Source organism: Paenibacillus sedimenti (assembly GCF_014534655.1).
In the GTDB taxonomy this organism is placed as follows: domain Bacteria; phylum Bacillota; class Bacilli; order Paenibacillales; family NBRC-103111; genus Paenibacillus_E; species Paenibacillus_E sedimenti.
In genome coordinates this window covers 1-10,124 of the sequence record NZ_JACVVD010000034.1, presented here as the reverse complement: position 1 = coordinate 10,124, position 10,124 = coordinate 1, and the positions used below count along the sequence as shown (strand labels likewise).

Below are 10,124 nucleotides of genomic sequence, written 5' to 3'. Positions count from 1 at the left end.
CCCCCCCCCCCCCCCCCCCCCCCCCCCCCCCCCCCCCCCCCCCCCCCCCCCCCCCCCCCCCCCCCCCCCCCCCCCCCCCCCCCAAACTGGTACCCATAGTCTGGACACTTTGAAAAAAAGTGTTCAGACTGTGGGTACCTTTTTGTATACTTAAGTAAGCAGCGGAGGGATGACATGATTAAGAAATTATTTAGTGCAGAAGAGCGTGAATCTTTAGCGAAGAACAAATACGTGGTTAGAGTTAGTGAGAAAGCTATAACCTATGATGACGAATTCAAACGATTATTTATCGATCAATACATGATGGGGAAAACCCCGAGAGAGATTTTTGAAAGTAACGGTTTCGAAGTGAACGTAATCGGGATGAAACGAGTAGAACAAAGCGCAGACCGTTGGAAGAAGGCTTACGAACAGGGCGGTATTATCGGATTAGTCGATTCCCGCAAGGAATCCTCAGGGCGTCCATTAAGACGGGAATTGTCACAGGATGAAGTGATTGCAAAGCAGGAAGCGAAAATTAGACTTCTTGAATCGCAAATTGAACTATTAAAAAAGCTAGACACGAAAGAAAGGTTGCTGGTAGCAAAAGGGATGAATCTAAGTAAGGCTAGGCTCTTTGGACTCATTAAGAACGCCGTGGATCAAGGTATAGGGCATATGACGCGTTACCTCTGCGAGTTACTGGGTGTTTCCCGTTCGGGTTACTACAGTTATATACAGGCCGAAGAATCGCGTTTAGAGCGTACTCGTTTGGATGCCAAAGCGGGAGAGTGGATTAAGAAAGCCTTCAACCAAAGAGGTTTCAAAAAAGGCTCTCGCTCGATTAAGATGACACTTGAGAATGAATTTGAAATTGTGTACAACCTAAAGAAAATCCGCAGATTGATGAAGAAATTTAATATCGTATGCCCTCATAGAAAGCCAAACCCCTACAAGCGTATGGCTAAGGCGACACTAGAGCATCGCACCCTTCCTAACAGCTTGCAGAGGGATTTTAGAAAGAATACTCCTGGCCTCGTCTTGCTTATCGACATTACCTACCTTCCGTATGGCCGCACAGAGACGGCCTATTTGTCGACCATATTGGATGCCTCGACAGGCGAAATCCTAGCCCACAATCTTTCAACTGGGCTCTCGTTACCTATTGCGACGGACACGATTCACGCACTTATGAAGCAAAAGCGTCTAAAGCTACACAAGGATGTATTCATCCATTCGGACCAAGGAAGCCATTACACCAGTCCAACATACCAGAAGTTGTTGAAGGAGAAAGGACTAGGCCAATCCATGTCTAGGCGTGGGAATTGTTGGGACAACGCTCCGCAAGAATCCTTTTTCGGTCATATGAAGGACCACGTAAACAGCTGCTGTTGCGTATCTATAGCCGAACTTCAATGCGAAATTGATCGTTATATCCACTATTACAACAACCACAGATACCAATGGGGACTAAAAAAGATGATTCCTGTTCAGTACAGGAATCATCTCTTGTTAGCTGCCTAATCATTCAAAATCTCTTTTTTTTCAGTGTCCTTGACAAGGGGTCCAGATTAGGTTACCACCCTTCCGAACTTTATCAGCTGGGTATTGGTATATTCGCTGGCATTTTCCATGTTCTCTAGTGAAGGTATAGCCAACGGCCTTTTGAAACAACTGGGACTTATCGATTCTCCGATATTGTTCCTTCAAAACTCCCAACATGTTTGGATTACGATGTGGATGTGGGCTACCTGGAAAACATTGGGTTGGTCAGCCATCTTGTATATGGCGGCGATTACGGGGATCGATGAATCACTTTATGAAGCGGCCCATGTAGACGGTGCGACAAGAATGCAGGTTATCAGGCATGTCACATTGCCAAGCTTGCTGCCGACCTATTTTGTTTTGTTGATGCTGCAAATTGCAAGCTTTCTGAATAATGGTCTGGAGCAATATTTCGTATTTCAAAATTCGTTTAACAAAGATTCCATACAGGTTTTAGACCTATACGTATACAATCTGGCAATGGGAGGCGGCAGCTATTCCGTCTCTGTCGCGATCAGTATGTTGAAGAGCTTGATCAGTGTTGTGCTTCTCTTTTCTGTTAACGGACTATCAAAATTGTTAAGAGGAGAGAGCATTGTATGAGTGACAAAGCAGGAGGTCTGGCGCCGACTGAAAACGTGCATACCAGCAATTCCATTAAAAAAATGAAAGATCAGGTCAGCACAACCGACAAAATGATTTCTGCTGTGATCTATGCCCTGTTTGTCCTGTTCGCTTTTATTTGCGTGTATCCAATTTACTCTATCCTCATTAATACCATAAGTGCAAACGATATCAGTGCCAGGGGTGAAGTTGTTTTTTACCCGCGTCAAATCCATTTCCAGAACTACTTGGATGTGTTTAAAATACCGGGACTGTGGAATGCTGCCGTGGTATCTATGGCAAGAACATTGATAGGAACAACTTTGACGGTAGGGGCTTCTGCCTTTTTGGGATTCATGTTTAGCCAAGAGGATATGTGGAGAAGAAGATTCTGGTATCGCTTTACGATTATAACCATGTATTTTAATGCCGGGATTATACCATGGTATCTGACAATGAGATCCTTGCATCTGACCAACAATTTTTTGGCATATGTTCTGCCGACAATCGTGGCCCGTTCTTTATCATTCTTGTAAAGACCTTTGTGGAATCAACTCCGAAGGAACTGCAGCAGGCGGCAAGTATCGATGGGGCCGGGATCATGACCATCTTTGTCAAGATCATGTTGCCCATAAGTAAGCCCATATTGGCTACGGTTGCCATTTTCGCGGCAGTGGATCAGTGGAATTCCTTTCAGGATACGTTGTTGTTGGTTACTGACAGCAAACTCTATTCTTTACAGTTTATTCTATATAACTATATCAATCAGGCAAGTTCATTATCCACAATGGTAAACCTGCAAAATGCCGGTTCAACAGCCATGGCAAGTCTGGCAACAAAGCAAACAACGACTTCTATTCGTATGACGGTTACCATTATTGTTGTTGCACCTATATTGCTGGTTTATCCGATCTTCCAAAGGTTTTTTGTAAAGGGGATTATGATCGGTGCAGTAAAAGGTTAACATGCACCATTATAATAAATTTTCAGTATTAGGGGGATTGTCGATGAGGAAGAGGAGTAAAGCAGTAAAAAAATCGATGTTGTTATTGTTTGCTTGTATCTTCATGGTTTCGGTAGCATTGACCGGCTGTAAAAGCACATCTGAAAATACGGATACATCAACTATGGAATCAAGCAAGTCATCATCCCAGGCCGGTAATGCAATAGATCACAGCAAGCCGCTGACCATTACCGTATTTGACAACGCAGCAAATTACCAAGGTGAGCAGACAGGGTGGTATGGAAAGCTTCTGAAAGACAAGTTCAATATTACATTGAACATTCTTGCTCCGCAGGTTGCCGGCGATCAGTTATACAAGACAAGAACGGCAGCCGGAGATTTGGGAGATCTTCTGATCGTCGATAACAGCCAGTTGGAAGAATTAATTCCGGCCGGTCTTATTATGGATATCACGGATAAGGTCAAGAATACGAAGTACTTGTCCAAATATGTGGACAATCATTTCAAGCCTTTTAATACAGCATTTGATAAAGTAAATCCGAAGGGCAATATTTATGCGATGCCGACTTTTGAAGCAGACACTTCGCCAACGACATTCTCGGAAGAAATACCTTACTCAAGCCCGATTATGCCTTGGGATTATTACAAGGGAGTAGGGGCTCCTAAGCTGAACAATCTGACTGATCTTCTGAATGTACTGAAAAAGATGAAGGAAAAATATCCCAAAACGCCGGACGGTAAACCGATTGTGCCGATCACCTTGTGGAAGGATTGGGACGGCGGCGGTATGGAAAATGTACGCTGGCTTAGCAACTGGTACGGTTATGAGCAGCCGGACGGAACTACGACCATCCAGTTGAATGCAAAAGGCGACATCGTTCCGCTCATAGATGATAGCAGTATGTACAAGAAGATTCTGCAATTCTATTTTACTGCAAATCAGATGGGTCTGGTTGACCCCGACTCGGCATCCCAGGATTGGAACAAAGTAGCTGAAAAGCTGACCAACAAGCAGGTTCTTCTCTTGTGGTACTCTTGGCAAAGAGGTTTCTACAATTCAATTGAAAGAGGCAAGAACGGCGACGGGAATGTTGCTGTTCCGATCGCCGACACTCATATCATTCAGAACAGCGATGCTTATTACGGGAACGGAAGAGTATTCGCTCTCGGTTCAAAAGCAAAGGATCCTGATAGGATCATGGAATTCCTGGATTGGATGGTTTCACCTGAAGGATTGCGCTACTATACGAATGGATTTGAAGGCTTCAATTACGAAAAGACAGCAGATGGCAAGTTTAAGCTGACCGAAGTAGGACAAACCGCGTTCCAGAAAAATACGCCAGTTCCGGCTGAGTACGGAGGCGGCGGATACCAGGACGGACAGAGTAAGCTCAACAGTATGATCATGAGCGATTTTGTCAAAGATCCGGATACAGGGGAATTCTATAACAACAATTACTGGAGCGCAACAATAGAGGCTAACAAGACAGTGCTAACAACTGATTGGCAGAACACATATAACGCAAAGAACGCAACAGGCTATTACTTGAAAAATAAGATGATCGATATCGTACCGAATATCAATACAAGCCTCGGAAGCGATTCGTCAGACATAAAAAACAAACGCAGCCAGATTTCGAACTATGTAAAGAACACATCCTGGAAAATGGTATTCGCCAAGAATCAAGCAGAATTCGACCAGTTGTGGGCAAAGATGAAGACCGATGTGGTAGGTCTCGGTTGGAATGATGTAGTTACAGCGGATACGGCAAAAGCTCAAAAGATCGTTAAAATGCGTGCCGATGCATCAGCTAGCAAGTAAAATCAGTATTTCTTAATATCTGAGGGATATATATTTTCAATAATATATATCCCTCAGCTTGTTGAAGAGCCCCGATTTTTCGGGTTTTTCAAACGAAGGGAGACATGAACCATGCTTAGAGTAGTAAAGGTTGAAAACGGGATCGTTCAGGGGCTGCCGGCAGCCGACCCCCGGATCACGAGCTTCAAAGGGATAACATTTGCCGCTTCACCCGTAGGCGAAAAGGGCCGTGGAACCAGATATCGCCATGGATGAGGACTGCCTCTACCTGAATGTATGGACGCCGGGCAATCGTACCGATGAAAAACTGCCGGTATATGTATGGTATTTTGGCGGAGGACTCCAGGTTGGCCATACGGCTGAAATGGAGTTCGACGGCGAACGCATTGCCAGGCGAGGTATCGTGGAGCCAGCTCACTTCGCCTCAGAACGAAGGGCTCTTTCAGAGGGCGATTATTCAAAGCGGGATCTTTACGAAGCTTTACCCGGGAACTCCCATGCCCAGACATCGGAGTCATTTGACGGAAGCCGAACAGGACGGAGTGAAGTTTTTTGAGTATCTCGGCGTATCCTCGCTTGCGGAAGCCCGGCAACTGGATGCGGTCTATCTCCGTGACAAGGCGATGGAGTTCCGAGGCTTCTGGGGCACTATTATAATTTCGACACGGAAATACCAGGTTGGGATAACCCCGGGACCTTCCACTCGGTGGATCTCTGGTTTTTCTTTGAGACGCTTGCTAAATGCTGGAGATCGTTTGTCGGCAAACATTACGATTTGGCCCGCCGGATGTGCAATTACTGGGCGAACTTCATCCGCTCCGGAGACCCTAACGGACAAGATTCTACTGGAGAGGAAATGCCTCGATGGGAGCCCTATACGCCCGAAGCACCGTATGGGATGCTGTTTGCAGATCGGGCCGAGTTTTTCAGGGAACAACCGAGTGGGATCATGAAGTTTCTTGTGCAGCAATATTTCAATGAAAATTTGAAAAGGTAACGCTTTCAAAATGTCAACGTTGGGTAAGCAAAGTAAAAAGTTGAACATTGTTTGGCTGCAGCCCCGAACCTATAATGAATGCATATGAAGCGTTATTGTGTAAGACCCATAAAAATCAACTCTCGGGGGATGAACATGGAAGTGAAAAAACACAGAACGAAAGCATGGCTGATTTCATTCATGTCGATAGCTATAGTCTTATCGGCCTGCAGCGGACAAAACGGCTCAACGGATAACGGCCAGAGCAAATCATCCAGTGTGGAGTCGGGCACAACCGCAAGAAACGAACCGAAAGGAGCAATTGCAGATCCGCTCGGCAAATACGATCCGCCGATCGAAGTATCGTTCGTGCGGAATCTCAGCGATGTCGTAGAAAACAACGTGCTTGGCGTGCTAAAGGGCGAAACGTTTGAAGACAACCGCTGGACCCGCTTATTCAAGGATCAGCTCGGCATCAATATTAAAAATAATTGGGTTGTAAAGGGCAACGATACGTCCGAGCAATATTTGCAGAAGCTCAATGTGACGATCGCTTCCGGAGATATTCCCGACTTCATGCCCGTGAACTCGACTCAACTGAAGCAATTGGCCGACGCCGGCCAGATCGAAGACATGACCGCTTTATATCAGCATTACGCTTCGCCGGACCTAAAACGGATTATGTCGCAAGAAGGGACGGCCCCATTCGATGCCGCCACGTTTAACGGCAAGCTGATGGCGATTCCGCAGGTCGATTCCTCCATTGAAAGCGCGATGTTTATCTGGATTCGTACGGATTGGCTGCAGAAGCTCGGCTTAAAGCCTCCGAAAACGATGGCTGACGTTCAAGCGATTTCGAAAGCGTTTGCGGACAACGATCCGGACGGCAACGGCAAAAAAGATACGTTCGGTCTCGGCGTAACCAAAACGCTGTGGGGCGGAGCCATGGGGTTGGAAGGCTTCATGGCCGGATATAAGGCTTATCCGAACAAGTGGGTGGAGGGCAGCTCCGGGAAGTTGGCTTACGGCAGCGTCCAGCCGGAAGTGAAGAAAGCGCTTCAAGCTCTCCAGAGCATGTTCAAGAACGGAGAGCTGGATCAGGAATTCGGGATTAAGGACGGAGGCAAGGTTTCCGAACAAGTCGCCGCCGGGAAGATCGGCATGGAATACGGCGAACAGTGGAACTCGATCTGGCCGCTTCAGCTGAACCGCAATAAAGACCCGAATGCTCAGTGGCAAGCGTTTCCGATTGTTTCGGAGACTGGAGAAACTCCTAAAGTACCTTTAAGATTTAATACGGTCAAATTCTTTGCCGTGAAGAAGGGGGCTAAGCATCCCGAAGCCGTCATCAAGATGTTCAATCTGTTCTATGAGAAGAACTGGGGCAAAACAGCGGAGTTTGACAATTATTATGCGCCGCCGGAAGCGGAAAGCGTATGGCAGCTATCCCCGGTGAATCCGAGTCCGACCAAGAAAAACGTGGAGGCGTTCCGGGCGATCGATGCAGCCCGTAAATCCGGCAACTTCTCGGCATTGACGGGGGAAGCCAAAACGATTCAAGGGAAGATAGAAGCTTATCATTCAGGATCGAAGGATGGATTTGCGCTGTGGGGCTGGGAGCGGATTTACGGTCCGGAAGGCTCCGAGGGGGTCGTGGACCAGTATGATAAAAACAATCAGTTCCTGCAGGATAAGTTTGTCGGCGCGCCTACTCCAACGATGGTCGAGCGCAAATCGACTCTGGAAAAGCTGCAGAATGAGACGTTTACCAAAATCATTATGGGCGCACCTATCGATGATTTTGATAAGTTTGTTCAGGACTGGGCGAAGCTTGGCGGAGAGCAAATGTCAAAAGAAGTCAATGACTGGTACGCAACAATCAAGAAGTAGCGGTATCGGGTAGAGGATGGATTCACCTTCCTTCCTCTGCTTATTTTGCTTCATGACGGAGGATGGTTATGCGAACGGGAAAAATGTGGAGAGAGCTTCCGCTGCATCTGATGCTGCTGCCGGGACTGGTGCTGATCATTTTGTTCTCGTATGTGCCTATGGCGGGAATTATCATCGCATTTCAGAAGTTCATCCCGGCGAAAGGGCTGTTCGGCGATCAGCGGTGGGTCGGGCTGGATAATTTCAAATATGTGATGAACCTGCCGAGCTTTAATCGGGTCCTGTGGAATACACTCTATATTTCAAGTCTTAAGCTTCTGTTAGGCCTGATCGTGCCGATTGCTTTCGCAATTCTTCTCAATGAATTGAAACGAGAGGTGATCAAAAGAAGCGTGCAAACGACCATTTATTTGCCCTATTTTTTATCGTGGGTCGTATTAGGCGGCATTCTGATCGATGTTCTTTCACCTTCCAGCGGGATTGTGAACGGGTTGCTCGCTTCCATCGGCCTCCCTAAGATTTTTTTCCTTGGCGATAATCATTGGTTTCCATTCACTCTGGTCGTTTCGGATGTTTGGAAAAATTTCGGTTACGGCACAGTCGTTTATTTGGCGGCTATTACAGGCATCGATCCCGGCCTTTACGAATCTGCCACGATTGACGGTGCGAACCGCTGGCACAAAATATGGCATATCACTCTTCCCGGCATGCGTATGGTGATCGTACTGCTGTCCGTTCTAAGCCTGGGACAGCTGCTGAACGCAGGATTCGATCAAGTGTTCAATTTATATAGCCCGCAAGTGTACGAAAGCGGCGATATTCTGGACACGTTCGTTTACCGGATCGGTTTGTTGGATGCCCAATACGGCGTGGCAACGGCGGTCGGACTGTTCAAATCGCTGGTATCGCTCATTTTGATTTCCGGCTCGTACTTTTTCGCTTACCGATTTGCCAAATATCGAATTTTCTAGGAGGATGGCCAGCTGTGAAGAAGCATTTTGATGGGTTTTCCGTTCTGAACACCTCCTTTCTTATACTGGTTTCGCTGATCTGCGTACTTCCGCTCATCCATATCATCGCCGTCTCGTTCAGCTCAAGCACTGCTGCGGCAACAGGACAAGTGAAGCTATGGCCGGTCGATTTCACCTTGGCCTCCTACAATTATACGGCCAGCCGGGCGGCGTTCTGGCAATCGATGCTGGTTTCCTTGAAGCGCATCGCGATCGGGACGCCGTTAAATTTATTGTTGACCATTCTGGTAGCGTATCCATTATCCAAATCGACAGGCTCGTTCCGGCTGCGGGTCGTGTACGCCTGGATTTTCTTCATGACCATGTTGTTTCACGGCGGCTTGATCCCTTGGTATTCGACGATTAAGCAGTACAATCTACTGGATACGATCTGGGCGCTTGTTCTTCCGGGCGCGGTTCCTGTCTTTAGCGTCGTGCTGCTGCTTAATTTTTTCCGGGAAGTGCCGAAAGAGCTGGAGGAAGCGGCCTTCATCGATGGAGCAAGCCACTGGACGACGCTGTGGAACATTTATGTGCCGGTATCCAAGCCCGCTCTGGCAACGCTTGCCTTGTTTTCGATGGTGGATCATTGGAACAGCTGGTTCGACGGACTGCTGCTGATGGGAGACCCGCGCCACTATCCGCTGCAAAGCTATATCCAGACGATTGTCATTCAGCAAAACTTGTCGAACATGTCCCGCGACGAAGCATTGAATCTGGCCCTGATTTCCGACCGGACGCTGAAAGCTTCGCAGATTTTCCTCGGCTCTCTTCCGATTATTGCGGCATACCCGTTCCTGCAAAAGTATTTTGTTAAAGGTATTGTTCTCGGCAGTGTGAAAGGGTGATAATGAAAGAAAAAGCTGGAGGCGTGCGCCTTGTTCAACCGTCAACCGTCCTCTTTGAGGAACACCATTTTCCTTCGGCTCCTGCTAACGTTTTTACTTATCATTCTGCCTATTATTTTGCTGGGCGGATACCTTTATCAATGGGTCGTACAAACGGCAAGCGATGACATTTCCAAAACGGCGGTTTCCCAGATCACCTTCTTTTTGACCGACCTGGAGAATGAGGTGGAACGGATGAAGCTGCTGCAGTACGGGCTTATTGAAGATGAGAATCTCAACGAACTGACGCTAACCTGGGATTCAATGGACGCGTATAAGCGCACGGAAAAAATCAATCTGCTGTGGAAGCGGCTCTATACGACCCAAAACAGCAGCTTCTATATCAAAAATGTGACTGCACATATTTATCCGGTCTCCAAATCCGTTTCGTCCGCCAATGGGACGAGCGAGCTCGATATCAAACGGTATGACCGGATTCGCACCGAGC

General features: G+C 47.2%; 10 protein-coding genes and 2 pseudogenes. All 12 read left to right on the top strand.

Features of this window, described 5'->3' with window-relative positions:
- The first annotated feature begins 174 nt into the window (after positions 1-174).
- Positions 175-1,503, top strand: coding sequence for an IS3 family transposase (locus tag ICC18_RS33165; protein WP_188178654.1), 1,329 nt, complete (start codon positions 175-177; stop codon positions 1,501-1,503).
- A 69-nt stretch (positions 1,504-1,572) separates the two neighbouring features.
- Positions 1,573-2,127 (top strand): annotated as a pseudogene (locus tag ICC18_RS33160) (ABC transporter permease subunit); the annotation flags it as partial.
- Positions 2,124-2,663: an ABC transporter permease family protein gene (locus ICC18_RS34240; RefSeq protein ID WP_223193092.1), complete on the top strand. Its 540-nt coding sequence runs from the start codon at positions 2,124-2,126 to the stop codon at positions 2,661-2,663. The pseudogene ICC18_RS33160 and the gene ICC18_RS34240, both read left to right, overlap by 4 nt.
- Before the next feature lie 8 nt (positions 2,664-2,671).
- Entirely contained in the window at positions 2,672-3,091 is a 420-nt protein-coding gene (locus ICC18_RS34235) for a carbohydrate ABC transporter permease (RefSeq protein WP_312029653.1), read from the top strand.
- A gap of 43 nt (positions 3,092-3,134) precedes the next feature.
- Positions 3,135-4,913 (top strand): type 2 periplasmic-binding domain-containing protein, encoded by a 1,779-nt coding sequence (locus tag ICC18_RS33150; protein WP_188178653.1) that lies wholly within the window; start codon positions 3,135-3,137, stop codon positions 4,911-4,913.
- A gap of 111 nt (positions 4,914-5,024) precedes the next feature.
- A complete protein-coding gene (locus tag ICC18_RS34675) occupies positions 5,025-5,168 on the top strand; it encodes a hypothetical protein (RefSeq protein ID WP_312029652.1) in 144 nt (47 codons plus the stop codon).
- Positions 5,143-5,469 carry a carboxylesterase family protein gene (locus ICC18_RS34670; RefSeq protein WP_312029651.1) on the top strand — a complete coding sequence of 109 codons (327 nt, stop codon included), beginning with the start codon at positions 5,143-5,145 and terminating at the stop codon, positions 5,467-5,469. Before ICC18_RS34675 ends, ICC18_RS34670 begins: the two co-directional genes overlap by 26 nt.
- A gap of 150 nt (positions 5,470-5,619) precedes the next feature.
- Complete coding sequence (locus tag ICC18_RS34665; RefSeq protein ID WP_312029650.1) at positions 5,620-5,910, top strand: carboxylesterase family protein; 291 nt, start codon at positions 5,620-5,622, stop codon at positions 5,908-5,910.
- Positions 5,911-6,045: 135 nt separating this feature from the next.
- Positions 6,046-7,779, top strand: a complete 1,734-nt coding sequence (locus ICC18_RS33140; protein ID WP_223193090.1) for an extracellular solute-binding protein — start codon at positions 6,046-6,048, stop codon at positions 7,777-7,779.
- A gap of 68 nt (positions 7,780-7,847) precedes the next feature.
- Positions 7,848-8,750, top strand: a complete 903-nt coding sequence (locus tag ICC18_RS33135) for an ABC transporter permease (protein WP_188178651.1) — start codon at positions 7,848-7,850, stop codon at positions 8,748-8,750.
- 14 nt (positions 8,751-8,764) lie between these two features.
- Positions 8,765-9,637 (top strand): carbohydrate ABC transporter permease, encoded by an 873-nt coding sequence (locus ICC18_RS33130; protein ID WP_312029649.1) that lies wholly within the window; start codon positions 8,765-8,767, stop codon positions 9,635-9,637.
- Between the two features lie 30 nt (positions 9,638-9,667).
- Positions 9,668-10,124 (top strand): annotated as a pseudogene (locus ICC18_RS33125) (sensor histidine kinase); the annotation flags it as partial.

Coding starts and splice junctions, on each gene's coding strand:
- ICC18_RS34240 (WP_223193092.1), top strand. CDS start 2,124: ATGAGTGACAAAGCAGGAGGTCTGGCGCCGACTGAAAACGTGCATACC.
- ICC18_RS34675 (WP_312029652.1), top strand. CDS start 5,025: ATGCTTAGAGTAGTAAAGGTTGAAAACGGGATCGTTCAGGGGCTGCCG.
- ICC18_RS33150 (WP_188178653.1), top strand. CDS start 3,135: ATGAGGAAGAGGAGTAAAGCAGTAAAAAAATCGATGTTGTTATTGTTT.
- ICC18_RS33140 (WP_223193090.1), top strand. CDS start 6,046: ATGGAAGTGAAAAAACACAGAACGAAAGCATGGCTGATTTCATTCATG.
- ICC18_RS33165 (WP_188178654.1), top strand. CDS start 175: ATGATTAAGAAATTATTTAGTGCAGAAGAGCGTGAATCTTTAGCGAAG.
- ICC18_RS33135 (WP_188178651.1), top strand. CDS start 7,848: ATGCGAACGGGAAAAATGTGGAGAGAGCTTCCGCTGCATCTGATGCTG.